The sequence below is a fragment of the Lentibacillus sediminis genome (assembly GCF_002763455.1).
Taxonomy (GTDB): Bacteria; Bacillota; Bacilli; order Bacillales; family Amphibacillaceae; genus Lentibacillus_D; species Lentibacillus_D sediminis_A.
Window position 1 is genome coordinate 101,257 of record NZ_NIXK01000006.1, and the last position, 25,524, is coordinate 126,780.

22 protein-coding genes are annotated in these 25,524 nt (G+C 46.1%); 5 read left to right on the forward strand and 17 right to left on the reverse strand.

Annotated features, from left to right (window positions below; translation table 11 throughout):
- Positions 1 to 155 precede the first annotated feature (155 nt).
- The 12 genes from uvrC to zapA form a co-directional block, all read right to left on the reverse strand.
- Positions 156 to 1,949, reverse strand: coding sequence for an excinuclease ABC subunit UvrC (gene uvrC, locus CEG13_RS11260; RefSeq protein ID WP_100011986.1), 1,794 nt, complete (start codon positions 1,947 to 1,949; stop codon positions 156 to 158).
- Positions 1,950 to 2,209: 260 nt separating this feature from the next.
- Complete coding sequence (gene trxA / locus CEG13_RS11265) at positions 2,210 to 2,524, reverse strand: thioredoxin (RefSeq protein WP_100011987.1); 315 nt, start codon at positions 2,522 to 2,524, stop codon at positions 2,210 to 2,212.
- 157 nt (positions 2,525 to 2,681) lie between these two features.
- Complete coding sequence (locus CEG13_RS11270; RefSeq protein ID WP_100011988.1) at positions 2,682 to 3,653, reverse strand: electron transfer flavoprotein subunit alpha/FixB family protein; 972 nt, start codon at positions 3,651 to 3,653, stop codon at positions 2,682 to 2,684.
- Positions 3,654 to 3,681: 28 nt separating this feature from the next.
- A complete protein-coding gene (locus tag CEG13_RS11275) occupies positions 3,682 to 4,455 on the reverse strand; it encodes an electron transfer flavoprotein subunit beta/FixA family protein (RefSeq protein WP_100011989.1) in 774 nt (257 codons plus the stop codon).
- Between the two features lie 17 nt (positions 4,456 to 4,472).
- Positions 4,473 to 5,246: an enoyl-CoA hydratase gene (locus tag CEG13_RS11280; protein WP_100011990.1), complete on the reverse strand. Its 774-nt coding sequence runs from the start codon at positions 5,244 to 5,246 to the stop codon at positions 4,473 to 4,475.
- Between the two features lie 46 nt (positions 5,247 to 5,292).
- Positions 5,293 to 5,877 carry a TetR/AcrR family transcriptional regulator gene (locus CEG13_RS11285; protein ID WP_100011991.1) on the reverse strand — a complete coding sequence of 195 codons (585 nt, stop codon included), beginning with the start codon at positions 5,875 to 5,877 and terminating at the stop codon, positions 5,293 to 5,295.
- 180 nt (positions 5,878 to 6,057) lie between these two features.
- A complete protein-coding gene (locus CEG13_RS11290) occupies positions 6,058 to 7,755 on the reverse strand; it encodes a long-chain-fatty-acid--CoA ligase (RefSeq protein ID WP_100011992.1) in 1,698 nt (565 codons plus the stop codon).
- A gap of 437 nt (positions 7,756 to 8,192) precedes the next feature.
- Positions 8,193 to 8,600 (reverse strand): DUF350 domain-containing protein, encoded by a 408-nt coding sequence (locus CEG13_RS11295; RefSeq protein WP_100011993.1) that lies wholly within the window; start codon positions 8,598 to 8,600, stop codon positions 8,193 to 8,195.
- A 25-nt stretch (positions 8,601 to 8,625) separates the two neighbouring features.
- Complete coding sequence (locus tag CEG13_RS11300) at positions 8,626 to 10,977, reverse strand: endonuclease MutS2 (RefSeq protein WP_100011994.1); 2,352 nt, start codon at positions 10,975 to 10,977, stop codon at positions 8,626 to 8,628.
- Positions 10,978 to 11,549: 572 nt separating this feature from the next.
- A complete protein-coding gene (gene polX / locus CEG13_RS11305; RefSeq protein WP_100011995.1) occupies positions 11,550 to 13,268 on the reverse strand; it encodes a DNA polymerase/3'-5' exonuclease PolX in 1,719 nt (572 codons plus the stop codon).
- 93 nt (positions 13,269 to 13,361) lie between these two features.
- Positions 13,362 to 13,916 (reverse strand): CvpA family protein, encoded by a 555-nt coding sequence (locus CEG13_RS11310; RefSeq protein ID WP_100012167.1) that lies wholly within the window; start codon positions 13,914 to 13,916, stop codon positions 13,362 to 13,364.
- 6 nt (positions 13,917 to 13,922) lie between these two features.
- On the reverse strand, positions 13,923 to 14,183 hold the full coding sequence (gene zapA, locus CEG13_RS11315) for a cell division protein ZapA (protein WP_100011996.1): 261 nt from the start codon (positions 14,181 to 14,183) through the stop codon (positions 13,923 to 13,925).
- 148 nt (positions 14,184 to 14,331) lie between these two features.
- Between zapA and rnhC the strand changes: the two genes are divergently transcribed.
- Both rnhC and CEG13_RS18970 read left to right on the forward strand, forming a co-directional pair.
- On the forward strand, positions 14,332 to 15,267 hold the full coding sequence (gene rnhC / locus CEG13_RS11320; RefSeq protein ID WP_100011997.1) for a ribonuclease HIII: 936 nt from the start codon (positions 14,332 to 14,334) through the stop codon (positions 15,265 to 15,267).
- A 163-nt stretch (positions 15,268 to 15,430) separates the two neighbouring features.
- Entirely contained in the window at positions 15,431 to 15,598 is a 168-nt protein-coding gene (locus CEG13_RS18970; RefSeq protein ID WP_204758488.1) for a hypothetical protein, read from the forward strand.
- 1,574 nt (positions 15,599 to 17,172) lie between these two features.
- Here CEG13_RS18970 and pheT read toward each other — a convergent pair.
- The 3 genes from pheT to CEG13_RS11335 form a co-directional block, all read right to left on the reverse strand.
- Positions 17,173 to 19,602 carry a phenylalanine--tRNA ligase subunit beta gene (gene pheT, locus CEG13_RS11325; RefSeq protein WP_100011998.1) on the reverse strand — a complete coding sequence of 810 codons (2,430 nt, stop codon included), beginning with the start codon at positions 19,600 to 19,602 and terminating at the stop codon, positions 17,173 to 17,175.
- A 14-nt stretch (positions 19,603 to 19,616) separates the two neighbouring features.
- Positions 19,617 to 20,651, reverse strand: a complete 1,035-nt coding sequence (gene pheS / locus CEG13_RS11330) for a phenylalanine--tRNA ligase subunit alpha (protein ID WP_100011999.1) — start codon at positions 20,649 to 20,651, stop codon at positions 19,617 to 19,619.
- A 350-nt stretch (positions 20,652 to 21,001) separates the two neighbouring features.
- Positions 21,002 to 21,748 carry a TrmH family RNA methyltransferase gene (locus tag CEG13_RS11335; RefSeq protein WP_100012000.1) on the reverse strand — a complete coding sequence of 249 codons (747 nt, stop codon included), beginning with the start codon at positions 21,746 to 21,748 and terminating at the stop codon, positions 21,002 to 21,004.
- Between the two features lie 100 nt (positions 21,749 to 21,848).
- On the opposite strand from CEG13_RS11335, the gene sspI reads away from it, so the two are divergent.
- Both sspI and CEG13_RS11345 read left to right on the forward strand, forming a co-directional pair.
- Positions 21,849 to 22,067: a small acid-soluble spore protein SspI gene (gene sspI / locus CEG13_RS11340; protein ID WP_100012001.1), complete on the forward strand. Its 219-nt coding sequence runs from the start codon at positions 21,849 to 21,851 to the stop codon at positions 22,065 to 22,067.
- 136 nt (positions 22,068 to 22,203) lie between these two features.
- Entirely contained in the window at positions 22,204 to 22,821 is a 618-nt protein-coding gene (locus tag CEG13_RS11345; protein ID WP_100012002.1) for a lytic transglycosylase domain-containing protein, read from the forward strand.
- A 533-nt stretch (positions 22,822 to 23,354) separates the two neighbouring features.
- Here CEG13_RS11345 and CEG13_RS11350 read toward each other — a convergent pair.
- Positions 23,355 to 24,440, reverse strand: coding sequence for a M42 family metallopeptidase (locus CEG13_RS11350; protein WP_100012003.1), 1,086 nt, complete (start codon positions 24,438 to 24,440; stop codon positions 23,355 to 23,357).
- Between the two features lie 67 nt (positions 24,441 to 24,507).
- Positions 24,508 to 24,990, reverse strand: a complete 483-nt coding sequence (locus CEG13_RS11355; protein ID WP_100012168.1) for a dUTP diphosphatase — start codon at positions 24,988 to 24,990, stop codon at positions 24,508 to 24,510.
- A gap of 112 nt (positions 24,991 to 25,102) precedes the next feature.
- Here CEG13_RS11355 and CEG13_RS11360 point away from each other — a divergent pair, with 112 nt between their 5' ends.
- Positions 25,103 to 25,498 (forward strand): sigma-w pathway protein ysdB, encoded by a 396-nt coding sequence (locus CEG13_RS11360; protein ID WP_100012004.1) that lies wholly within the window; start codon positions 25,103 to 25,105, stop codon positions 25,496 to 25,498.
- The last annotated feature ends 26 nt before the right edge of the window (positions 25,499 to 25,524 follow it).

The following is a 25,524-nucleotide window of genomic DNA, read 5'->3' on the forward strand; positions in this document are numbered from 1 at the left end:
CCCCTCAAGCGGAGACAGCGCGAGGAGGCTCACCAGCGCTCAGCAGGTGCGAAGAGTATTTCCGCAGCGGCAGGTTACGTCTTATTTTATAGATTTTGGTAAAAAACATTCTTCCAAAAAACAAAGCTGCAATCCCTGGCGAACAGGATTGCAGCTTATTTGTCCTCTTTCTGTTCTTCTTCCTGCAAATGACTCAGAATGGTTTCCGCTGTGTTTTTCGGAATGCCCAGTTTGGTAATTTCCGTGAGCGGTGCGTTTTTTATCTCACCGATCGATTTGAAATGTGTCAGCAGCAGCCTTCTCCGCTGCTGGCCGACACCGGGAATTTTATCAAGCTTCGATTGAAACAGGCTTTTCCCCCGGAGCTGGCGGTGAAAGCTGATCGCAAAACGGTGAACTTCATCCTGGATCCGCTGCACGAGATAAAATTCCTGCGACTTTCTTGACAGAGGAACGACCTCTGGCGGAAATCCATACAGCAATTCACTCGTTTTATGCTTGTCATCTTTAGCCAATCCGCATAAAGGAATGTTGAGACCGAGCTCATTTTCCAGCACGTCCTGAGCAGCCCCCATCTGTCCTTTCCCGCCATCAACGATAATCAGATCCGGCAGCGGCAGATTTTCTTTCAGTACCCGTGTATAGCGGCGGCGAACCACCTCACGCATTGTTTCATAATCATCCGGGCCTTCTACATCTTTAATTTTGTACTTGCGGTATTCTTTTTTATTCGGCTTGCCATCGATAAACACGACCATCGCCGATACAGGATCTGTCCCTTGGATATTGGAATTATCAAAAGCCTCGATCCGGTGCGGCATCTCAATCTGCAGCATGTCCCCCAACTGCTCCACGGCGAGAACGGTTCGCGCTTCATCCCGCTCGATCAGGGAGAACTTTTCCTCCAGAGAAATTTTCGCATTCTTCATAGCCAGCTCCACCAGTTCCTTTTTTCGTCCCCGGTAAGGCGTGTGGACATCAATCTCCAAAAGATCCTGGACCAGTTCCGTATTGGTGCCGATCGGGAGCAGAATCTGTTTTGGCTTGGGATGATGCTGATGCAGATAAAAACGGCCGATATAACTGATAAATGTCTCCTCCGCTTCATCAAAAAACGGGAAAATCGCTACATCCCTTTCGATTAATTTTCCCTGCCGGATAAAGAACGCCTGAATGCACATCCAGCCCTTATCATAACTGTAGCCGAAAATATCCCTGTCCGCATTGTCATTCAGGGTCATTTTCTGCTGTTCCATGACTGCCTCAATATGCTGAATCTGATCCCTGAATTCCATTGCCCGTTCAAAATTGAGCTGCTCGCTCGCTTCCTGCATTTTTCTCGTTAAATCTTTCTTTATTGTCTTATACCCGCCATGCAAAAAAGAACTGATATTTTGAATGATCTTCCGGTAGCGCTCCGGTGGCGGCGGCGTTTCATTGCAGGCCAGACACTGTCCCATATCATTATACAGGCATGGTCTTCCCGGCGGATTCTTGCATTTCCGGAGCGGATAAAGCCTGTCAAGCAGTTTCTTGGTTTCCCTCGCTGCAATCACATTGGGGTATGGACCGAAATATTTTCCTTTGTCCTTTTTTACCCTTCTTGTGATCAAGAGACGCGGGTGTCTCTCCGCTGTGATTTTGATATAGGGATAGCTCTTATCGTCTTTCAGCATCACATTATATTTCGGATCGTATTTTTTAATCAGATTCATTTCCAGTATGAGTGCTTCTATTTCTGAGGAGGTGACAAGGTATTCAAAATCCTCGATTTCCTGGACGAGCCGCTGTGTTTTCTTGTCATTGGCTCCTCTGAAATAAGAGCGAACCCGGTTCCTGAGCAATTTGGATTTCCCCACATAAATAACGGTATTATGCCTGTCTTTCATTAAGTAACATCCTGGCTGTGCCGGCAGCACCGCCAGTTTCTCCTGTATTGCCTGATTCATTTTTCTCATCCCTTGTTAAACAAGCTTGCTATTTCAGAATGCACGGCAGAAGGCAGTGACTTCTTGTTAGCTCCACTAGCGAACCTTTGTTTTCCCTGCTGTTTAGAAAACTTGGCTTATCGCCAAGCCTTTATGGCGAAAGCCTTAGTTGCACTTATGCAGGATAAGAAAGTATTATACTTTCTTATCTGCCAAAGATAATCCCTTGTTACAAGCTGCAACAAGGGACCGTCAATTCCGTACATTCAATTATACTGGTTTTACGCGTGTTTGTTAATTAAATCAACCAGGGCTTCTTTTGGCTGGAAACCGATAACCTGATCGACTACTTCTCCGTTTTTAAACAAGAGCAGTGTCGGGATGCTCATCACACCATGTTTACCGGCTGTTTCCTGATTTTCATCGACATCCAGTTTTACGATTTGCACTTTATCTTCCATTTCACCATCTATTTCTTCCAGGACAGGAGCGATCATTTTGCAAGGTCCGCACCATGGTGCCCAAAAATCAGCCAAGACTAAGCCTTCAGCTGTTTCGTTTGTAAAGTTTTGATCCGTAACGTTCTTGATAGCCATTGATTTTCCTCCTTTTCATTGTATCTAATCCAAAGTATATCACCGCCAGCATATGCTGGCTAATACTTTGCTTGTTGTTGAAAACCGTTCAGCCTGCGGGTTCCTGCTGAGGTCATGCTAAAAAGAGATCCGACACCAGTGTGCCAGATCTCTTGCCTTATTTTACGCTTTTAATTTCCTCAATCAATTTCGGGATAATGTCAAACAGATCACCGACAATGCCATAATCAGCAATGTTAAAAATGTTGGCTTCCGGATCTTTGTTGATTGCGACAATCACTTTTGAGTTCGACATCCCGGCAAGATGCTGAATGGCTCCGGAAATGCCGACAGCGATATATAAATCCGGTGTTACCACTTTCCCGGTCTGACCGATCTGCAGGGCATAATCACAATATTCTGCATCACAAGCACCACGCGAAGCTCCTACTGCGCCGCCCAGCACGTCGGCAAGCTCATACAGCGGCTTGAAACCATCTGCATTTTTCACGCCGCGTCCGCCTGCAACAATCACATTAGCCTCGGAAAGATCCACGCCTTCGGATGCTTTGCGGATCACATCTTTGATGATGGTGCGAATGTCCGTCACATCGACATCCTTGGCTATTACATCACCTGAACGTGATTCATCACGTTCCAACGGCGGAATGTTGTTCGGCCGGATCGTGACAAATGTCAGCCCATCCGTGATAATTTTCTTTTCAAACGCTTTTCCGGAATAAATCGGACGGACAAATGCTGGCTGATCTCCTTCATTCTCTATATCCACCGCATCGGAAACCAGGCCGCTGTCCAGTTTTGCCGCAAGTTTGGGAGTCAAGTCTTTCCCGATTGATGTATGGCCCATGACGATGCCATCCGGTGACTCCTCATTCACAGCGGCAAGCACGGCTTGGCCAAACCCTTCTGATGTATAAGTTTTCAGGTTATCGTGCTGAATCGTGATCACACGGTCCGCACCATAGTAAATCAGTTCCTGTCCCTGGTTCGCCAAATCTTCGGCGCCGCAAATTACACCGACAATTTCCGCATCCGGATTGATTTTCTTCGCGGCTGCGACTGCTTCAAATGTGACATTACGCAAAGTGCCGTCTCTATTTTCGCCTATTACAATTATTTTTTCGCTCATGCTGTTTTCTCCTCTCCTTACAATTGATCTACAGTACTTTTTTCTCGTTTTTTAAGAGAGATACCAATTCTTTCACTTGCTCGTCGACATCGCCTTCCAGCACCCTTCCTGCTTCTTTCTCCGGTGGCAGGTAAATATCAATCGTTTTTGTTTTCTGTTCCACGTCATCTTCTTCCAGATCCAGGTCGTCAATCTCCAGTTCCTCAAGCGGTTTCTTTTTCGCTTTCATAATCCCCGGGAGGGAAGGATAGCGCGGTTCGTTCAGTCCCTGCTGGCAGGTAACCAAAAGGGGCAGCGATGTTTCTACGATTTCCACATCGCCCTCGACGTCTTTTTCAATCGTCACCGTATTGTCTTCAATCTTCAGGCTGGTGATCGTTGTTACAAATGGAATGCCCAGTGCTTCTGCCAGTCTCGGACCGACCTGGCCGCTGGCTTCATCAATCGCTACGTTCCCGGCCAAAATCAGATCCGCTTCTTTTTCAGCAAAGAAGGCATGGAGAATTTTCGCTGTGGTATACTGATCCCCATCTTCCAGGTCATCTTCGGTATTAATCAGCACTGCTTTATCGGCACCCATGGCCAAAGCCGTACGCAATTGTTTTTCCGACTCCTCATCCCCGACGGTGACAACGGTTACTTCCCCGCCATGTGCGTCCCGTTGGTTGATCGCTTCTTCAACGGCATACTCGTCATACGGATTAATAATGAATTCCGCTGACTCATCTTCTATCCGGCCATTGGAAACATCGATTTTTTCTTCGGTGTCAAATGTTCTTTTCAGTAATACGTAGATATTCATTTATTCTCCTCCTTAGATCATCTGTCTCGGAATTGAGGTTTCCTTTTTTCCATAAACGCTTGGACGCCCTCTGTTGCATCTTCGGAACCGAAAATTTCCCCGAAGGCATTTGCTTCTTCCTGCACACCAATGGAAAATTGCTCTGTTTTTGCATATGGGACAAGCTGCATAATCCGGTTGATGGACAGTCTGCTTTTTTCAGCAATCTTATCTGCCAGTTTCCACGTTTCTTCTTCAAGCGTTTCTTCTTGGGTCACACGGTTGACAAGCCCAAGTTCTGCGGCTTCCTTCGCTGAAATCGCGTCCCCGGTCAACAGCATTTCATATGCTTTGGCTGTTCCGACATATTGCGGCAGCCGCTGCGTTCCGGCAAATCCCGGAATAATGCCAAGCGTCAGTTCCGGCAGGCCGAGTTTTGCAGTTTCTGCGGCAATCCGGATATGACAAGCCATCGCCAGCTCCAGTCCCCCGCCTAAAGCAGCACCGTGAATGGAAGCAATCACCGGAATGGAAAAGTTTTCAATCCGGTCAAACAACTGCTGACCGCTTTCTGCCAATGCCTGATAGTCAGCGGCTTCCTGCAATTTGGAAAACGCTTTAATATCCGCTCCGGCGGAAAAAAACTTCCCTTCACCTCTAAGGATGACTGCCTTGACATTTGTATCCGCTTCTATTTCGTCCAGACGTTTTGCCAGTGCTTGAAAAAGCGGTTCGGACAGGGCATTTGCCGGCGGACTCTGGATCTGCAAACAGGCAGTCTGACCTTTCACTTCATATGCGATATTTCCCAAGAATACTCCTCCTCATCCATTTGCACAGAATATTTAATCTCACAATCTATGATACTAGAAGACCTCTTGTTAATAAAGCATGAACATCAGAAGCCTGCTCCATAAGGCTATACCTTCGTTCCTTCATTACCCAGTTGGTAACCACTTCATCCAGTGTGCCGAATACCATTTGCCTTACAAGCCGGACATTCAGGTCGTCCCGGAACAGATTTGATTCGATTCCTTCACGAATGATTTCATCAATCACGCCCAAGTATGGTTTTAATACACGGTTGATCTCCAGGCGCAAATCCTGTTTGGACTGACGCAGTTCCAGCTGTGTCACAATAGCAAGGTAATGATTTTCTGTAAGCTGGCGGAAGTGCAGTTCAATCAGTGTCAGCAATTTCTCATCTGCACCCTGTTTTTCACTGATCCCCTCAGCGATTCTTCCGATGAACTGCCCCATTTTTTCTTCAAAGACGGAAATCAGGATATCTTCCTTGTTCTTGAAATAAAGATAAATCGTCCCGTCCGCCACTCCTGCTTTCTTGGCGATGTTGGAAACCCTTGAAGCATGATAGCCGTTTTCGGCAATGACCTCGACTGCCGCTTCGATAATCTGATTATATTTCGGTTTATTCCTGTTCATGGTATTCTCCTTTAGTCCAGAGAGCAATAAATTATGAATGATTGTTCATTCATAATTTATTCTACCTGCCCATCTCCTGTCTGTCAACCGGAAGCCTGTCCATTTGATTGAAACAGAAAAACTTGGCTGATCGCCCGGTTTTTCTGAGTTTATTTGGGTCATCCAAAAGGGAAATACCTATCAGACTTTACTGCTCTCGGCCTCCAGTTTTTGTTTCTCTTCATCAACCAGCTGTCTTCTGAGAATTTTTCCGATTGCTGTTTTCGGCAATTCACTGCGGAACTCATATAGTTTTGGTACTTTATAAACGGCCAGATGCTTCCTGCAGAATTCATTTAAATCTTCTTCTGTCACCTGATGGCCTTCCTTGAGCACGATATATGCTTTGACCGTTTCTCCGCGATATGGGTCAGGCACACCGGCTACCACTGCCTCCTGGACGCTTTCATGCTCGTAAATCACTTCTTCGACTTCTCTTGGGTAAATATTAAACCCGCTGGCGATAATCATGTCTTTTTTCCGGTCCACAATATAGAAATAACCCTTTTCGTCCATGTAGCCGATATCTCCCGTGTGGAACCAGCCATCTTTTAACACCTGCTCGGTCTCTTCCTGATTATTCCAGTAGCCGCGCATTACCTGAGGACCTTTCACCGCAATCTCGCCAACTTCTCCGGTATCTGCCTCCTCACCTGTTTCCATGTCCACAATTTTGCAATCGGTATCCGGCCATGGGACACCCACGCTTCCATTCACCCGGTCTCCCCAGATAAAGTTGGCATGTGTTACCGGAGAAGTTTCCGTGAGTCCATACCCTTCAACCAGTTTTCCGCCGGTAATGGATTCAAACTGTTCCTGAACTTCTTTTGGAAGCGGGGCTGAACCGCTCATGCATGCCTCGATGGACGAAAGATCATATTTCCCCAGATTCGGATGATTTAAGAGCGCAATATACATGGTTGGGGCACCCGGAAACAGTGTCGGCTTATGTTTGTGAATAGCCTGCAGCGTTTTTTCCGGATCAAAATTCGGCATAAGCACCATTTTTGATCCTTGCATGATCGCAATGTTCATGACAGTTGTCATTCCGTACACATGGAAAAACGGCAGCACTCCGAGCACGGTTTGCTCGCCATCGTTCATTTTATACATCCAGGCTTTGGACATCTGGACATTGGCCACGAGGTTGTAATGGGTGAGCATAACCCCTTTTGGAAAGCCCGTCGTTCCCCCGGTATATTGCAATAACGCAAGATCTTCCGTGGGATTTACTTCGGTTTTTTGGTAATCCGGTGATGTTTGTTCCAGCATATGCTGCCAGACATGCGTTTCCTCGCTTTGCTCCACCTTAACGACCATATTGTACTGTTTTTTCTGGATGAACGGATAGATGAGGTTTTTCGGAAACGGCAAATAGTCTTTGATACCGGTTACAATTACATGCTTCAGTTCTGTGTTGTCCCGTACATTGGTCACCCGCGGCAAGAGAATATCAAGACATATAAGAACAGTAGCTCCGGAATCTTTCATCTGGTATTCCAATTCCCGCTCCTTATACAGCGGGTTGGTCTGCACGACAATACCACCGGTTAGCAAAATCGCATAATAGCTGATCACGGCCTGTGGGCAGTTTGGCAGCATGATGGCCACACGGTCACCTTTTTTGACCCCAAGATCCTGTAAATAATGCGCCATTTTCCTTGCCTGGGTGTAGAGTTCCTGATAGGATAGCTCTTTCCCCATAAAATGAAGCGCTTTCTTTTCCGGGTTTGCTTCAGCACTTTCTTGCAAAAATCCATGCAGCGGCTTCTCGTCATATGCGATGCTTGTGGGAATTTCTTCCGGGTACAGGGATTGCCAATTTTTCGTCATTTCCATTCCTTCCCCTCCTTATGTACTATATTATACTCATAGTACGCATTAATTTCTATATTTTAGAATTAATTCTGCATATTTTTTTCAACATGATGAAAAACCGCCCGAAACCAGGCGGTGAAATTACAGCACATAAACGACCCCGACGATCAAAAATACGACAGCCACCGCAATCATTATTTTTGCCAAGGTTTCCAGCATATGATTCTTCCCCCTATACGTGTGTGAACATCTACTATAAGTGTGGGTTCAAAAAAGAGGATAACAAGGACCGAGAAGTTCAGATCGCGGCGCAGGTTCGAGTAGCGGAATGTATGCATTTAGATACATGAGCAGACGATTTCGCACGCAGGAAAAGTGGTTTTCTTTTCCAAGGAACGGAGAACCAAGCCAACGAAGAAATTCGATGTGTCATTGTTACCGGACTTTTTGAACATCCTCTATAAAATACTTGCACCGATTACAAACGACAGACCAATGGAAATAATCATGGAAATCAGGCCGACTGCCCGGTTTCCTTTACCGATTTCTTCATCGGTGTTAATCGTTGGTGTCAAAAATTCAAATATTAAATAGCCGAGCAAAAGCAGCACAAACCCAAATGTTCCCCAGCCGATGCTTTGCAGCAGGCTGTCATTATGCTCAATTGAATAGCGGAAAATATTGGTGATGCCGAAGATTTTCCCGCCGGTTGCCATCGCCACCGCCATGTTTCCATTTTTGATTTCTGTCCAATTTTTATAGGAAGTAACAAGTTCGAACACGGCCATAAAGACAAGGGTGCATAAAATGACAATACTGTACCTGGCTGTGGTTAATACGATAATATTTTCCCAGAAACCGGTCATATACTCCGACATCCTTTCTTCTTATTTAACGGAATTCAATGACAGTCACTCCACTGCCGCCTTCCCCGGATCCGCCTGGTCTGGCAGAGACGATGCTCGGATGCTGCTTGGCAAAGTCCTGAACGCCTTTTCGGAGTGCACCAGTGCCCTTTCCATGAATGATTGAGACCTTGGAATAACCGGCCAGCAGTGCATCATCCACATATTTTTCCAACTGGGCGAGGGCATCCTCAAATCGCTCTCCCCTGAGGTCCAGTTCAGTTTTCACATGGAAACCGGAGCCTTTGATAGTAGCTACCTGGCGTTCTGTCTGCTGTTTTTCCTGTTTGCCGAGCGCCTGCAGATTTTGCCGTTTTACTTTGACCTTCATGATGCCGACTTGCACCAGGTATTCCTTGTCACTGATTTTTTCCAAAACGGTTCCTTTTTGATTTGCCGTAAGCAATTTGATTTCATCGCCAGGCCGCAATTCTTTGGAAGCACCTGTTTCGGATGGTTTTTCTTTGTTATCCCCGCGTTTAGCGGAAAGATCCGGTCTTGCTTCTTCCAGCATCTTCCTTGCTTCAATCCATTCGTGTTCTTTCAACTGGGTGTTTGTTTTCATCGAGCGGATTTCCTCAACGATTTCCTCTGCTTCTTCCCGCGCTTTCTGCAGCGCTTTGTCAGCTTTTTCTTCAGCTTTTTTATACAAGGCTTCCTGTTGATCTTCCAGCTTTTTCCACTGTTTTTCCAGATCACGGAGCAGTTCTTCGCTTTCCAGAAGATTTTCGTGGGCCTCTTGATAATCCTTCTGGGCGTCCAGCTGGGATTTTTCCAGAGAGGCAATCATGGTTTCCACTTTGTTGGATTCGACACCTACTTGGCTTTTCGCCTGGCTGATCACTGACTCATCCAGCCCCAGACGGCGGGAAATTTCAAATGCATTACTCCTGCCCGGTACGCCGGTAAGCAAGCGGTATGTCGGTTTCAGTGTGTCAATATCGAATTCCACGGACGCATTTATCACATGTTCGCGGTTGTAGCCGTATGCCTTTAATTCCGGATAATGCGTGGTTGCGATCACGCGGGCCCCTCTTGCTATGACATCATCGAGGATGGACATCGCCAGGGCAGCGCCTTCCTGCGGATCTGTTCCTGCGCCCAGTTCATCAAACATGACAAAGGTCTTATGATCAACACGCTTAAGGATCTCAACGATGTTCGTCATGTGTGAAGAAAAGGTGCTTAAATTCTGTTCAATCGACTGCTCATCCCCAATATCGGCAAATACCTGATCAAATACAGCAATTTCACAGCCGTCCAAGGCAGGAATCTGCAGCCCGGACTGCGCCATCAGAATAGAGAGACCCACCATTTTTAAGGTGACGGTCTTCCCGCCGGTATTGGGCCCGGTAATCACCATTGCCGTATAGTTCCCGCCAATTTCTACATCGTTGGGCACGACCTCATCCTCAGGGATGAGCGGGTGACGAGCCTGCTCCAGCTTAATGAACCCTCTTTCATTAATTTTCGGCATGGCCGCCCGCATGGTCTGCCCCAATTTGGCACGGGCAAACATAAAGTCCATTTTTGCAAGAACTTCAACATTTTCCTGAAGAAACGCTTCCTGCCCAGCAATCTGATCGCTTAAATCGCGCAAAATCCGCTCAATTTCCTGGATTTCTTTTCCTTTTGATTCCTGCAGCTGGTTATTCAAGTCCACGACCGCTCTTGGTTCCATGAACAGGGTTTGTCCCGATGCCGACTGGTCATGGACAATACCGCCGATTGAACCGCGATGTTCCTGTTTGACCGGAAGCACGTAGCGGTTATTCCGGATCGTCACAATCGCGTCAGACAGCATATTCCCTTTTGTTTTCGTGTAATTGTCGAGATGGTCGCGCACCCTGCTTTCCAGCGTGCGGATGGAAGACCGGATGCTGCGCAGTTTCTGGGAAGCACTGTCCATGACATGCCCGTGATCATCGATACAGCTTTTAATCTCGCGCTCCAGCTCTCTTAATGGTGTAATCCGTTCAGCCAGTCCCTCAAGGATCGGACGCTCTTCTTCCAGGTTTTCCACAAACGATTTCAGCTGGCGCCCGCCGTAAATAGTGCCGGCAACGTCCAGGCATTCCTCTGTCGTAAGCACCCCGCCGATGACACTGCGTTTAATGCTTGCCCGGATGTCGGCAATCCCGCCAAATGGTGCCGCTGCATTCAAGCGGACGACCTGGGCTGCTTCATCGGTTTCCTTCTGCAGTTCGATGACTTCTTTAGCATCGGTAGAGGGTTTTACTTGGGATACGAGTGCTTTTCCGAGCGTAGTAGCTGCCTGCGCACTCAACTGGTCAATGATTTTATGATATTCCAGTACACGGAGAATTCGTTCGTTCATAGATAAAACTCCTTTAGTCTTACGGTGTTTGGCCTTAATCAAAGCAACATGCAGAAACACTTAATTATTTAGGCTGTTTTCTAAAAAATGCTTACTTAACACTATAAACTGTGACATAACTCCTGCCACTACGGAAATACATTCCGCTTTCCGCGGGAAGCTGGTGAGCCCTCTTGTGCTGGCGCACTTCGGGGTCTCACCTAAGCTTTTCTTCCCGCAGGAGTCTACATGTATTTCCTTCGCTGGTTGTGTTGTTTTTTAAAATTAATCACACAAGCCTACATTATTGTAGCTATACCTGAGCGATGGTTTTTCACGAGAAAACTGAAACCGTGCTATAGTGGACTACCTTCAGCAATGGAAGTAAAAACACACTACTAGCGGAGGAAATACCCCGAGACTCCTGCGGGAGGAATGGCATCGGTGAGACCCCACAGCGCGACAGCGCGAGGAGGCTCACCAGCCACCCTAAGGTGCGCGAGGGGTATTTCCGCAGCGGCGGCCAGAAGGCTAGGTCACAGTTTCCCATCAACTATGAAATAAACAAACAACAAAACTTACGAAAAGAGCCATTATTTATTACGATTCAGGTAGTCAATAAGTTTCTTTTTTGGCCAAGTATTTAATACATTTTCTTTTTCGATCCAACCTCTTCTCGCTGTTCCAATCCCATAATGCATATGGTCGAGCATTTGATAGCTGTGGGCATCGGTGTTAATAGCCAAAGTCACCCCAGCATCCTGCGCTTTTCTCGCCCACTCCGCGGACAGGTCGAGGCGGTTCGGGTTTGCATTGATTTCCAGTGCTGTATCGGTCTCTTTTGCCCGCTTTATCAGCTTATCAAAATCCACACTATAGCCTTTGCGCTTCCCGATCAGTCTTCCAGTCGGGTGTGCGATTAGTGACACATACGGATTTTCCAGCGCTGTTTCCAGCCGGTGCATGATTTTATCCTGGCTCTGGGTGAAACTGGAGTGGATCGAAGCAATCACCAGATCCATTTCTTTCAGCATATCGTCGGAGTAATCGAGCCGGCCGTCCGGCAAAATATCCATTTCGACTCCGGCAAAAATATGAATATCATTGTATTTTGCTTTTAACCGTTCAATCTCCTCGCGTTGCTTACGCAGTCTTGTCTCATCCAGGCCGCCTGCTACCCTTAGGTTTTTCGAATGATCGGTGATCGCCATAAATTCATAGCCCTTACTGCGGACCTGGTTGACCATCTCTTCCAGTGACTGGCCACCGTCGCTCCAGGTAGTGTGCATATGCAGATCCCCGCGGATGTCTGAGGCTTCAATCAGCGGCTTTTTGGTGGTGAATTCCTCGATTTCTCCGGTGTTTTCCCGCGCCTCTGGCGGAATGTAAGCCAGCCCGAAATGACCGAAGAATTCTTCCTCATTCGAAAAAGTGAGGATTTCCCCATTTTCATCTTTTTCAATACCATATTCATTGATTTTTTCCCCGCGGGATTTAGCGAGCTGGCGCATAGCTACATTATGATCCTTGGAACCGGTAAAATGGTGCAGGGTGGTGGCAAATTCATTTGACTTCACCAACCGAAAGTCAACCTGGATATCATATACATCGTCCAGCACAACCGAGACCTTGGTGTCCCCTTTGGCGATGACTTCTTTCAGGTCATCCATCTCTAAGAGGGCATCACGGACTGCTTCCGGTTTTTCGGTTGCAATGATAAAGTCAATATCTCTGGATGTTTCCCGCATCCGGCGCAGACTGCCTGCCCGCGAATAGTTTTCCACTTCTTTAATCTTGCTTACAAAGATTTCAATTTTTTCAGCTGCTGGATGCATGAAAGCGATCGGCAGGCGCTCCGGCTGTTTCCCCGCTTCGTTTAGGCTTTCGAGAATCTTCTCGGCAGATTTTTTTCCGAAACCGGACAAAGCCTCTACCTGTTTATTTTCCACTGCAGATTTCAAGGAATCGGCATCGGTCACTCCAAGCTCCTTGTAAAGCTTGGCCAGTTTTTTGCCGCCAAGTCCCGGGAGGTTGAGAAGCGGCACCAGCCCGGCCGGCACCTCCTTCTCCAATTCCTTGAGTGAGGGTGACTCGCCTTGTTCGATATATTCTTCAATGACGGTGGCCGTGCCTTTGCCAATCCCGTTCAGCTTGGTAAAATCATCGATATCCGTCAGGGAGCGATCATCGGTTTCCAGCGCCTGGGCAGCTTTCCGGTAGGCAGATATTTTAAACGGATTTTCCCCTTTCAGCTCAAGATACACCGCAATTTTTTCAAGTAATTTTACGACATCTTTTTTATTAATCGCCATTCTCTCACCTCATTATTGTAAATTTCCTGCCGCGAGAAAAGACTGATCCATGCGTGAGAACACCTCACAGGCGGAATCAGTCTCTTCGCCAAATCAGCTTCCCAATAAAGGAGCCCCATGGGTAAACCATAATTCAGTCAGTTTTTCGGAAAAGTACGGGGTGTGCTCAATAATAAACCATGCAATTGATGAGCCATTAATAAATTCCTGAATCGGCACAAGCGGGGTTAAAGCTAAAATATAGAGTACAACAAATAAGATCAAATAAACTTCCAGAAATCCAAGCACCCCACCGAGCAGCTTATTCACTGAACGCAGAATCGGAAGCGAAGCCACAAAATCCAGCATTGACGCGATGATCTGCATAATTATTTTCACAGAAAAAAAGATCACCGCAAAAGCCACGGCATTATAAAAGCCGTTTTCCAAAGGCATGTTTTGCAGAAAACTGCTCCATGTATGCTCCTCCGGCAATTCCGGATAAGGGATCCACAAAGCGAAGCGCGACCCCAAATCGTCATAATAAAGGGCTGCGGCAATGAACGCGACAATAAATCCCGCAAGATGAAACAGCTGCAGAATAAATCCTCTTTTCAGTCCCATCAATACCCCAAAAACAAATAAAATCAATAAAATAATGTCAGCCATATTCAATTAATCCTCTTTCTTGTAGATAGAACCTGCTAATTTCGCATAGTCTTCTTTGAGTTTCAGATAATCATTCATTGTATTAACAGCGGTAAGGACAGCCAGTCTGGTCGTATCCAGGTTCTTATTTGCCTGATAGATTTCTTTCATTTTCTGATCCACCAGTTCCGCCACCAGGCGAACATGGCTGGCTGACTCCTTCCCGACGATGGTGTATTGTTTATGATTGATTTCCACTGTAATTCGCTGCTTATCGTTCTCGGTCACCTTGTTTCCCTCCTGCCAGCGAAAAATTATTCACTTTATCTTAACACGAACGCGGGCAATACTGAAATAATTATACGTTCTGTAATTTCATTTACCAGTAGATTTTGCTATAGTTGTTGAAGGAACAAATTGAAAGGAAGAGAGAGTCATGCCCCAAACCGTACATACCTTATCAGCAACTGTGATAAATGATATGAAACAATTCTATGCCGATTCTTCTCAGACCCCGCCGCAGGGTGCTGTTTTCCGTGCCAAGACGGGTGATGCTGTCATCACGGCCTACCGGTCGGGAAAAGTACTTTTCCAGGGAAGCAATCCGGAAGCAGAAGCGAAGAAGTGGGCTGGGGAGACAGCTTCAGCGGGGAAGAAAAGTCTGCCAGCCAGAAAGCAGGCCGCCAGCTCTTACCACCCTCCGGAGAGTTTGTTTGCCTCCAGCCATATCGGTACAGATGAAGCAGGAACCGGGGACTATTTCGGTCCGATCACCGTGGCAGGTGTTTATGTAGAGGCAGAGCAGATCCATCAGTTGAAGGAACTGGGAGTAAAAGATTCCAAACATTTAACAGATGCACGAATCCGCTCAATTGCCAAAGAAATCGTTAAACTTGAGCTGCCTTATTCGCTGATGGTGCTGCCGAACAACAAATACAATCAGCTGCAGAAAAAAGGCTGGTCCCAGGGGAAAATGAAGGCAATGCTTCACCACCATGTAATCCAAAAGCTTATGAAAAAAATTGATAGCCTACCTTTGGAGGGCATCTTAATCGATCAGTTCTGCGAGCCGGCAGTATACAAAAAACATATTGCCGCGGAGAAAGAAAGTCTCGCTGCGAATACCTATTTTATGACCAAAGCAGAAAGCTACTCGATCGCCGTTGCTGCCGGTTCGATCATCGCCCGGACCAGCTTTTTGAAAGAAATGGATAAACTATCGGAGCGGCTTGAGATTTCTCTGCCAAAAGGAGCCTCACAGAAAGTTGATCAGACGATTGCCAAGGTCATCCGCGAGCACGGCAGAGAGACGCTGGATAGCTGTGCAAAAGTGCATTTTGCCAACAGCAGGAAGGCGGAAAAGTACTTGTAGTTTATGAAGTAACGGTTGGTGAAAAAACTCGCTTGAGGTATAGTGATCATACCAACAAGATATTGGAACGTGAAGGCATGAATGAACGCATTGACCACCATCCCCATGAAGAAAGGGGGGTAGAGTTTCGACTAACCAATATTTAGGGTATAAAGTTAGTGTTATGGAAAAGGACGGTATTCAAACAAATCGTGACAACTATAACCGTGAAGTTGAGCCCTATAATCAAACTGTTGGGAACTTGCATACATATCGTAAAGACAAACAACAGGTAGAACAAGAGAAGATACGTCAGGAAGAGCAAAAAGATCAGGACTTCAAAGTAATCTAGCATCAATTATGGGAGATCTCATCTTCCCAAAATCAAATTAAAGAAAACCAAATCAAAGTTGATGACGTTGGCTTCTTTAAAAGCATGGCAAAAGGAAACAGAAAAATACATGCGTCCATTGTCCTAGAGCATGAACACAAATTAGATCCTTATCCTTATCGGGTAATAAAAGTATAATTACAACAATGGTTTCAATGCCAATATTAGTAATAGCGTTTTTTATTGTATATAAAAATAATAATTCTTCAATATTTGCTATAGAAGATATTAGCCTTGTAATAGCTATTATCTTATTTATTATCTCTATAACTTCATTTATTTCAATAAAAAAATACGAAAAAAAAACGATAACGCATCAGTTTTTACACATTGATATTGCAGTACCTACTGCTTGCGAAGAATTAAGATTCAAAATCTTACTCCCTATTAGATCAATTATCTAAAAAACTATTGATAAAGCCTAAATTTTACCATTAGATGATTTTAGCCACCCCTCCCTTCGGACTAAGAAAATGAAAGGGCATGGAGGTATATTTGAAGCCAGTACAAATATGGATATACGCATTACTTTTCATTTCAAAAAATCTGATACCATTGTTTCACGCAACTGTGGACACCATGACCGCACACTAAATAACCCTTCAAATGGCAACACCCTTAATTAAAATCATAATAAACGCTTGATAACAAACTCCTACAAACCTTTAAACATAAAATAGAAAGAGGAGGTAAATTATGACTAAAAGACAAAAAGGTTATTTGGAATTGCTTCTAGTACTTATTATCTTTTCGCTTGTAATATTTATTTTTGATTTACCCAAAATAAGTAGCTTCATCATTATAGGAGTAATTGCTATTATTAATCTTTTTGTATTTGAGGTATTTATTTGGAGGCGAAACTGATATAAAAGAAGGCTGTTAAGATTTTCTTAATAGCCTTGTAAACCTCTTGATCGTATATTATAAAATATCTTTAGGTTGGAGAGATGGTTATATCTTCAACCACATACCGCCAAACCTGTCCTCAGTTACCCCGATCATATTCAAGAGATACTATAGAAAAAGTCTGCAGTAGAACTATTCAACACACTTTGAATATCATTTGAACCAAAGTCGTTATTAAGCATGAGAGAGGATATAAGCCATGTTGCCCCACCTGCAAACAATGAAAGGGGTCTTAAAGATTATCTTTGGCATTTTCACTGTAAACTTTGGCATCTTTGTTATGAATTTTAGAACTTGTATCGCTTCGGCATTTGCTCTGTGAACTTCGGGATTTACTCAAAAATCGTAAATGTAGTAATCGGAAATTGCCCTCCACCCTCCTGCTCCAATCAGCGCCTACGAGTGGATAGCTGTTGTTTAATTTAACAAAGGCTCAACACCTAGCGGAGGAAATATACGGAGACTCCTGCGGGATAAAAAGCATAGGCGAGACCCCGCAGTGCGCCAGCACAAGGGGGCTCGGCAGCTTCCCGCGGAAAGCGTAGTATATTTCCGCAGCGGTGATCACGACTCATTTTTATCAACAAAAAACTGCAGCTCACCACCTAGGCGAGCTGCAGTTTTTCTATTTATGACCGGACATATGCAGAAAATTGCGCATTGACCGTATCGACAACTTTCTGATAAGACGCTTCAACCTCATCATCCGTCAGTGTTTTGTCCGGATGCTGATACATTAGGCTGTAAGCAATCGACTTTTTCCCATCTGGGACATGTTCGCCCTGGTAGACGTCAAAGATTCGCACACGTTTAACAAGTGGTGCGCCAGTCTCTTCAATCACCCGCTGCACATCACCTGCTGCAATATCTTCATCAAGAATAAAAGCAATATCCCTGGTGATGGATGGGTATTTCGGGATCTGCTGGTAAGACGGCTCCGGATCATAAGCAGCAATGACTTCCTCCATGTTCACATCAAACACATAAGTCTCGCCCAAATCCTCACCTTTTGCAAGCAATGGATGAATTTGCCCGATAAACCCGGCTGTCCTGTTGTTCACCTTGATCACTGCACACCTGCCCGGATGCATTTGGTCAAGCTTTGCCTGTTCGAACTCCACAGGAATATCCAGATGTTCAAACAGTCCTTCAAGGATGCCTTTGACAACATAGAAGTCTACTTCCTTTTTCTCCTGCTGCCACGGATTTTCCAGCCATTTGCCTGTTAGTGCCCCGGTCAGACGAAGCCGTTCATCCGGCTGACTCTCCAGCACATCCTCATGGGAAACAAAGATTTTTCCAAGCTCAAAATAGGCAATATCCGGCTGATTTCTTGCCTGATTATAACCAAGTGAACGAATTAAGCCAGGCAGCATGCTCAGACGGAGATACTTATGATCTTCACTCATCGGCATAGCTAAGGAAACAGGTTTAGGCTCCTCCGCTGCGATTTCCGGAGTGATAAATGAGCCAATAGCTTCTTCATCGGTCAGAGAGTAGGTAATTGTCTCCAAAAGACCGGCCCCCTGCATATAGCTGGTAACATTTCGTTTCAGCGCTTGGGTTTCTGTGAGTGCTCCGGCATGAGACTCGCCTTCTGGAAGTGTGTATGGCAGATTGTCATACCCATAAACCCTGGCCACTTCCTCCAGCATATCCTCAAAAATCGTAATATCCTGGCGGCGGGTCGGAACCTGCACAGTAAACACCGTGCCATTTTGCTCAAAGAAAAAGCGGAGTTTATTCAGGATATACACCATTTCATTGGTGGAAATAGAGGTGCCCAGCCGTTTATTGATTTCGTCTGAATCCATTTCCACAATTTTTTCTGAACGATCCAGCTTATCTACCTCAACAGCACCAGCAAGCACTTTTCCCCCGGCATACGTCTGCAATAGCTGGCAGGCCCGCATTCCTGCCCGGCGCACACGGTCAGGATCCACGCCTTTTTCAAAACGGGTGCTGGATTCACTGCGCAGGCCTGTAGCTTTCACCGTTTTCCGAACTGAAGCCGGGTCAAAATAGGCCGCCTCCAAGAGCACCGCTTTCGTATCCGCACTGACCTCCGTGCTCGCGCCGCCCATCACGCCGGCGAGTGCTACCGGATTTTCTCCGTCCGTAATTACAAGCTGACCATTGGAAAGGTTGCGTTCAACCTCATCAAGTGTCACCAGTTTTTCTCCTTCACGAGCTTGGCGGACGGCGATTTTTCCGGACTGCAATTTATCATAATCGAAGGCATGCAGCGGCTGGCCGTATTCCAGCAGGACATAGTTTGTAATATCCACAATATTATTGATCGGACGAATGCCTGCAGCCATCAAATAATTGCTCATCCAAAGCGGGGACGGCTTCACTTCAAGATCTTTAACGATAAACGCCCCGTAATACGGATTCAATTCCGTATCTTCCACTTCCACCTCCACGTACTCATCGGCAGCTGTTTCCTCGGTCTGTTCAATTTCCTCGTCAGGCAGCAAGATTGGCACATCCAGAATCGCGGCAATCTCGTAGGCAACACCGATCATACTGAGCGCATCGGCACGGTTTGGTGTTAAGTCAAGTTCCAAAATAGCATCGTCCAGGTTCAAAAGTGGAGCGACATTCCCGCCGACAATGGCGTCCTCTGGCAGCACATAAATGCCGTCCGCGATATCTTTTGGCACAAATTTTTCTGCAAAGCCGAGTTCCTGAAGCGAGCAGATCATGCCATTTGATTCCACTCCCCGCAGTTTCACCCGCTTAATTTTCACATTACCCGGAAGGACTGCTCCCGGTTTGGCAACAGCAACCTTTTGCCCCTTGGCAACATTTGGTGCGCCGCATATGATTTGCAGTGTTTCTTCTCCAGTGTCTACCTGGCAGAGATTAAGTTTGTCGGCATTTGGATGTTTTTCGCACGAAGTTACATAGCCCACAACAACATCGCTGCTTTTTTCTGCGATGTACTCAATGCCGTCCACCTCAATTCCCGTTTTGGTGATTTTTTCGGCAAGCTCTTCCGGTGTCAGATCTCCTATATCAACGTAATTTTTTAACCAGTTTAATGATACAAGCATTGTTATCTCCCTCCCTATGCATGATGGAATTGTTTCAGGAATCGAATGTCATTTGTGTAAAATTGGCGGATGTCCGAAATGCCATATTTCAGCATGGCAATCCGCTCCGGCCCCATGCCGAATGCAAAACCGCTGTAAACTTTAGGGTCATAGCCGGCCATTTCCAATACTTTCGGGTGAACCATTCCGCCTCCAAGTATTTCAATCCAGCCGCTCTGTTTGCACACCGAGCAGCCATCCCCGCCGCAGACCTTGCAGGAAATATCCATTTCCACAGAAGGCTCGGTGAATGGGAAAAAGCTTGGACGCAGGCGAATCTCACGGTCCTCGCCAAACATCTTTTTGGCAAATTTGTCGAGTACCCCTTTCAAATCACTCATCCGTACATCTTTATCCACATACAGCCCCTCGACTTGCGTAAACTGGTGTGAGTGAGTAGCATCATCGGTATCTCTGCGGTAAACTTTACCGGGACAGATCATTTTCACGGCTCTGTTTCCACCATACTCCTGCATCGTCCGTGCCTGAACCGGCGATGTATGGGTACGCAGCAAGAGTTCATTTGTCAGGTAAAAGGTATCCTGCATATCTCTTGCCGGATGATTTTTTGGCAAATTAAGCGCCTCGAAGTTAAAATAATCGGTTTCCACTTCGGGGCCTTCACGCACCTCAAATCCCATGCCGATAAACAGATCCTCTATTTCTTGTAAAATGCTTGTTAATAAATGCGGTCCGCCGACATTCACCGGGCGTCCCGGAAGTGTGACATCAATCGCTTCGGATTCCAGCTGCTTATCCATTGCTTCCTGCTCCAGCTTGCCTGTCTTCTGATTCAGTGCTTCGGTGATTGCTTCTCTCACCTGGTTAGCGATTTCTCCGACGACTGGGCGTTCCTCTTTGGAAAGTTTGCCCATCCCCCGCAATACCGTTGTCAAGGAACCTTTTTTGCCAAGATAAGCTACTTTTATGTCCTGCAGCTCGCGGAGTTCCGCGGCTGAAGCAATTTTTTCCAGCGCTTCGGTTTGAATCGACTCTAATTGCTCCTTCATGTGAATTGCCTCCTTTTTGATTAAAAAAATTATGCAAAAAAATAAGCCCCGTCCCCTGTAAAGGGACGAGGCTGTGATGTCGCGGTACCACCCTTGTTGGCACAGTAATTCCGTGCCCAACTTGCTTTGATAACGGATAAAAATCCGGAACACCTTTACTTGCTCACGCAAGGTCCCAGTGTCTGCTCCAGAGTGAAAAGATATCATTTCCCGCGGCAGAAATGCTTTCAGTCTGAGGCATTTCTTCCCTTTCCCGCTTATTAAAATGCTACCTGGCTCTTTCAACGCGCATCGTATTTGATTATTATTATAAAGAATTTGCCCGCCGCATGCAAGGTTGGTTTCCTTTGTTAGCGCAATCGTCCTGCTGCCTCATACATCAGAATCCCGGCGGCAATGCTGACATTGAGCGACTCTGCTTTTCCGTAAATTGGTATATGTACCCGCTCATTTGCCAGCTCCAGCCATGCTTCCTGCACACCGGCTCCCTCATTCCCAACGATAACCGCCAGCTTTTCCTTGGTGCCCGCATCCTGAAAATTTTTCGCGTCTTCCAGCGCAGTTGCCCACACTGTAAAGCCTGCCCTCTGCAAATCCGGAATTGCCTCACCTAGACTTGCTTCCCGGATAGGAATGTGAAACAGCGACCCTTGAGTGGCGCGCACCACCTTGTCATTGTACACATCCACCGTTCCCTCTCCCAAAATAATCCCGGAAAACCCTGCCGCATCAGCTGTGCGGATCATGGTTCCCAAATTACCGGGATCCTGAACGGCATCTATCAGCAACACCGTTTTTCCACTGGTTTCGGAAACTTGCTGAATGCCAGCCACAGCGGCAATTCCTTGCGGTGATTCCGTCTGAGACAGATGCTGAAATACCTCCCTGCTGACCTCTTCTACCGGGAAATCCGCTGTCCATTCCGGCAGTTCAGCACCTTCCCGGACAATAATTTCCTGAATCGGCCAGCCGCTCTTCCGTGCTTCTTCCAAAAGGTGATAGCCCTCAATTAAAAAAGTCCCTGAATCCAAGCGGCCTTTTCGCTTATGTAGTTTTCTCCATGCTTTTACTTGTTCATTCTTGCGTGACGTAATCATCGTTAACTCTCCATCCCGACTTCTTTATTGCTCATACATATTCTTTCCGTATCAGGTCAAACTACAGTCAAGTAAATCTTATCATAAAGAGGTGGAGAAAATGAATTTAAACCTGCGAAAAGCAATTCTCAGCAATATATCAAACAATGACCAAGAGCAGTTGGAAGCAACAATTGTTGATGCTGTGCAAAATGGCGAGGAAAAAATGCTTCCCGGGCTCGGCGTTTTGTTTGAACTGATCTGGAACCATTCCAATGACCAGGATAAACAGGAAATGGTGGAAGCCCTGGAACAAGGTGTAAAACAGACAGCTGAATAAACAGCATTCCCTATAAGATAGATGCTCCTTAGCGTCTATCTTTTTTCGCGTTTTCCCGACAAATATTTCCAGACTGGTCTTGCTTTCCCGGACAAGCCGACATACAATAGAAGAAGAAGGCAGAGGGGGAGAGAAAATGGAAGTCAGACAGTTACAGATGTTGATCCAGCATCAGGCGATGAATACTATGACCACAGGCGGTGCTCCTTTTTCCAATACACTTGGTGAAAGCCTTTTTAAACAGCTTCTTCAGCAAAAAATTAATCAAGCTGCCATGTTTAATACGATGCCAAACACCTCCATCACAACCAGCAATCCGTTTTCGCCAGCCCATCAAATGATGCCCGTTTCGGAAAACAGTGCGGCGGTTCCGTCACAGATCGGATTTAATACATATATCGCTGATGCGGCTCACAAATACGGAATTGATGATAAGCTGATCCATGCTGTTATCCAGACAGAATCCAATTATAATCCAAATGCCAAAAGCGGTGCCGGCGCACAAGGATTGATGCAGCTTATGCCTGCAACGGCCAAAGGCCTTGGTGTCATCAATTCCTATGATCCAGCTCAGAATATTGAGGGCGGCACCAAATACTTGCGGCAAATGCTGGACCGCTACAATGGCCACCTTGAACTGGCACTGGCTGCCTATAATGCCGGCCCAGGCAATGTAGATAACTATCAGGGAATCCCGCCGTTTGAAGAAACACAAAACTATGTGAAAAAAGTAATGAATTCATATTTGGCTTGATTAAAGTACAAAAAAGGGATCAATGGCTTAAATGCCGTTTGATCCCTTTTTTGTTTTCTAAAAGAATGTTGTTTTTATCATTATATCTTAAACTGTGACTTAACCTACCGCTACGGAAATACATTCCGCTTTCCGCGGGCGGCCGGTGAGCCCCCTTGTGCTGTCGCACTGCGGTGTCTCACCTGTGCCTATCCTCCCGCTGGAGTCTCCATGTATTTCCTTCGCTGGTAAGAGTGTTTAAAAATAAACAACAGCGCCCACAAGTTGATGGTTAATTTCGCTGTTTAAACACACAGTAGTTAAAAGATGGAAAGACACAGCAATCAGCGGAGGAAATACCCCGAGACTCCTGCGGGATGAAAAGCATAGGCGAGACCCCACAGCGCGACAGCGCGAGGAGGCTCGGCAGCTTCCCGCGGAAAGCGAGGGGTATTTCCGCAGCGGCGGGAGCGATGGTTATGTCGCAATTTCCACCAACTAAGAAATTAATAAGCAACAAAACTTACGAAAAGAGTCTTTATTTATTATGCAAATTATGCTAAGATCAGTTCCTTCACCGTATCCGCATCCAGTTTCTTGATCGTTTCCACAATTAGCTTCACCGCATTTTCAAAATCATCACGATGAATGATGGCTGCATGGGTATGGATGTAGCGGGACGCAACGGTAATTGACAACGACGGCACGCCATTTGCTGTCACATGAATGGACCCGGAATCGGTTCCCCCTCCAGCCATGGAAGCGAACTGATAAGGAATACCACTCGCATCTGCTGTATCAACAACCAAATCGCGCAAACCTTTATGAGAAATCATCGATGCATCGTACAATACGATTTGCGGACCCTTGCCCAGTTCGCTGTCCGCGTCTTTATCACTGACGCCCGGCGTATCTCCGGCAATCCCAACGTCCACACCGAAACCGATGTCCGGCTGAATCTGATTGGCAGAAGTTTTCGCACCGCGCAGGCCTACTTCTTCCTGAATCGTTCCAACACCATAAACCACATTCGGGTGGTCTGCACCTTTCAGCTGTTTCAGCACCTCAATTGCAATAGCAATACCGATTCGGTTATCCCAAGCTTTTGCCAAGAGCATTTTATCATTTTTTAATGGGGTAAATTCAAAATAAGGAACAACCGAATTGCCTGGCTTCACCCCGAACTCCTCTGCTTCTTCCTTACTGGAAGCGCCTATGTCAATGAACATATCCTTGATGTCCATCGGTTTTTTGCGCGCATCTGCGGACAGAATATGCGGCGGCTTGGAACCAATCACCCCGGTTACATCGCCGTTAGAGCCCATGATGGTCACTCGCTGTGCCAGCATGACCTGGCTCCACCAGCCACCGACGGTCTGAAAATAGACAAATCCTTTCTCATCAATTCGGGTTACCATAAATCCAATCTCATCCAGATGGCCTGCCACCATAATTTTAGGGCCGCTTGCATTGCCTTCCTTTTTGGCGATCAAACTCCCCAAGTTGTCCGTGGTTACCTCATCTGCATATGGGGTTACATATTTCTCCATTACCTCCCTGGCTTCCTTCTCATTGCCCGGGATGCCTTTTGCATCAGTCAAATCTTTCAGCATGGTCAGTGTTTCATCCATTTTTGCCATATGTATGTGTCCTCCTTCTGATATAGTGCTCTTCCATTATAACGTTTTTGTTTGAAATGACAAAATATTAATACCCTGTGTCCTGTCTTTCGTAATTGACCTGATTTTTTCCTTCATAGGATGCTTCCATATCGGTTTCTGAAAAGCCAAGCAGTTTCCCGAGCTGCAAGTAATTCGCAAACAATTTTTGATAGTTATCAGACGTTGGATTCTCGCGAAATACAGTACAATCTTGAAAAACTTGAAGAAACTGCTGCGTCTCGCCCGATGCAGCAGCCACTGATCCCTCTTCAGCAAACCGGTAGCCCTTATCCAGTCCTAATGATAAAATGAAATGAAGTCCATCCACGTATTCTTCCAAGATGGCGGATTGCTCATTTCGCGGCTTGGTGCTCCAAAATTTGAAGCATCTTGTCTCATTTGCCAGCTCGCCGACTTCTACGAGGAGTGCCAGGCATTTATCGGCAAATTTGTCGTTTTCCGTTTCGTGGTTGGCTTCGATATAGGAATCCAATTTCTTTTGCATGGCATACAGCTTGTTCCAGTCCATGGTTTTCCCCCTTTTCGTTTCGATTGTATCATGTTTTTTAAAAAAGAGTGAAACCTTTAGGGGAACTGTATCGTATAAAGAAATAATATACACAACAGGGAGACGGATGAATATGGTTGTTGTCATTTTGTTTCGCATCCTGATTATTATTGCAATTGCTCTCTTGATTTACACAGCTGTTCAGTATTTCCGCAAGCCGGAGCGCCGGCTCAGGCGGGCCAGGGAGAAAGAGTCATTTTACTTTCTTGATGATGCGGAAAACAGCAAAAAGAATATGCAGTTTGTCTATAAAGGCTGTCTGTTTGAAGGGGTTAAATACCTCGGAACAACAGAGCGTTCGTTTGAGGTGGTCAATATTCACGTCTCGGTTTCCGACCCACTGGATCTCCGCGGTATGACTAGGGATGACCTATATTTCCTCGAGAAGGAGATACTGATCCGCTATCCGGATGCCAAAATCGAATGGAAGCATCCGATCAGCGAGCTGCTTCTGACCAGTATCGAGTGAACCATAAAAAACCACTCCTCCGCGTA

What these genes read in the sequence shown, in the direction of transcription:
- CEG13_RS11360 (WP_100012004.1), top strand. Translation starts at nt 25,103, where the DNA reads ATGGTTGTTGTCATTTTGTTTCGCATCCTGATTATTATTGCAATTGCT.
- CEG13_RS11310 (WP_100012167.1), bottom strand. Translation starts at nt 13,916, where the DNA reads ATGGCTGACATTATTTTATTGATTTTATTTGTTTTTGGGGTATTGATG.
- CEG13_RS11290 (WP_100011992.1), bottom strand. Translation starts at nt 7,755, where the DNA reads ATGGAAATGACGAAAAATTGGCAATCCCTGTACCCGGAAGAAATTCCC.
- pheS (WP_100011999.1), bottom strand. Translation starts at nt 20,651, where the DNA reads ATGAAGGAGCAATTAGAGTCGATTCAAACCGAAGCGCTGGAAAAAATT.
- polX (WP_100011995.1), bottom strand. Translation starts at nt 13,268, where the DNA reads ATGGCGATTAATAAAAAAGATGTCGTAAAATTACTTGAAAAAATTGCG.
- CEG13_RS18970 (WP_204758488.1), top strand. Translation starts at nt 15,431, where the DNA reads ATGGAAAAGGACGGTATTCAAACAAATCGTGACAACTATAACCGTGAA.
- CEG13_RS11300 (WP_100011994.1), bottom strand. Translation starts at nt 10,977, where the DNA reads ATGAACGAACGAATTCTCCGTGTACTGGAATATCATAAAATCATTGAC.
- uvrC (WP_100011986.1), bottom strand. Translation starts at nt 1,949, where the DNA reads ATGAATCAGGCAATACAGGAGAAACTGGCGGTGCTGCCGGCACAGCCA.
- CEG13_RS11295 (WP_100011993.1), bottom strand. Translation starts at nt 8,600, where the DNA reads ATGACCGGTTTCTGGGAAAATATTATCGTATTAACCACAGCCAGGTAC.
- CEG13_RS11270 (WP_100011988.1), bottom strand. Translation starts at nt 3,653, where the DNA reads ATGAGCGAAAAAATAATTGTAATAGGCGAAAATAGAGACGGCACTTTG.
- CEG13_RS11355 (WP_100012168.1), bottom strand. Translation starts at nt 24,990, where the DNA reads ATGGACTGGAACAAGCTGTATGCCATGCAAAAGAAATTGGATTCCTAT.
- pheT (WP_100011998.1), bottom strand. Translation starts at nt 19,602, where the DNA reads ATGCTTGTATCATTAAACTGGTTAAAAAATTACGTTGATATAGGAGAT.
- CEG13_RS11345 (WP_100012002.1), top strand. Translation starts at nt 22,204, where the DNA reads ATGGAAGTCAGACAGTTACAGATGTTGATCCAGCATCAGGCGATGAAT.
- CEG13_RS11350 (WP_100012003.1), bottom strand. Translation starts at nt 24,440, where the DNA reads ATGGCAAAAATGGATGAAACACTGACCATGCTGAAAGATTTGACTGAT.
- rnhC (WP_100011997.1), top strand. Translation starts at nt 14,332, where the DNA reads ATGCCCCAAACCGTACATACCTTATCAGCAACTGTGATAAATGATATG.
- trxA (WP_100011987.1), bottom strand. Translation starts at nt 2,524, where the DNA reads ATGGCTATCAAGAACGTTACGGATCAAAACTTTACAAACGAAACAGCT.
- sspI (WP_100012001.1), top strand. Translation starts at nt 21,849, where the DNA reads ATGAATTTAAACCTGCGAAAAGCAATTCTCAGCAATATATCAAACAAT.
- CEG13_RS11285 (WP_100011991.1), bottom strand. Translation starts at nt 5,877, where the DNA reads ATGAACAGGAATAAACCGAAATATAATCAGATTATCGAAGCGGCAGTC.
- CEG13_RS11275 (WP_100011989.1), bottom strand. Translation starts at nt 4,455, where the DNA reads ATGAATATCTACGTATTACTGAAAAGAACATTTGACACCGAAGAAAAA.
- CEG13_RS11335 (WP_100012000.1), bottom strand. Translation starts at nt 21,748, where the DNA reads ATGATTACGTCACGCAAGAATGAACAAGTAAAAGCATGGAGAAAACTA.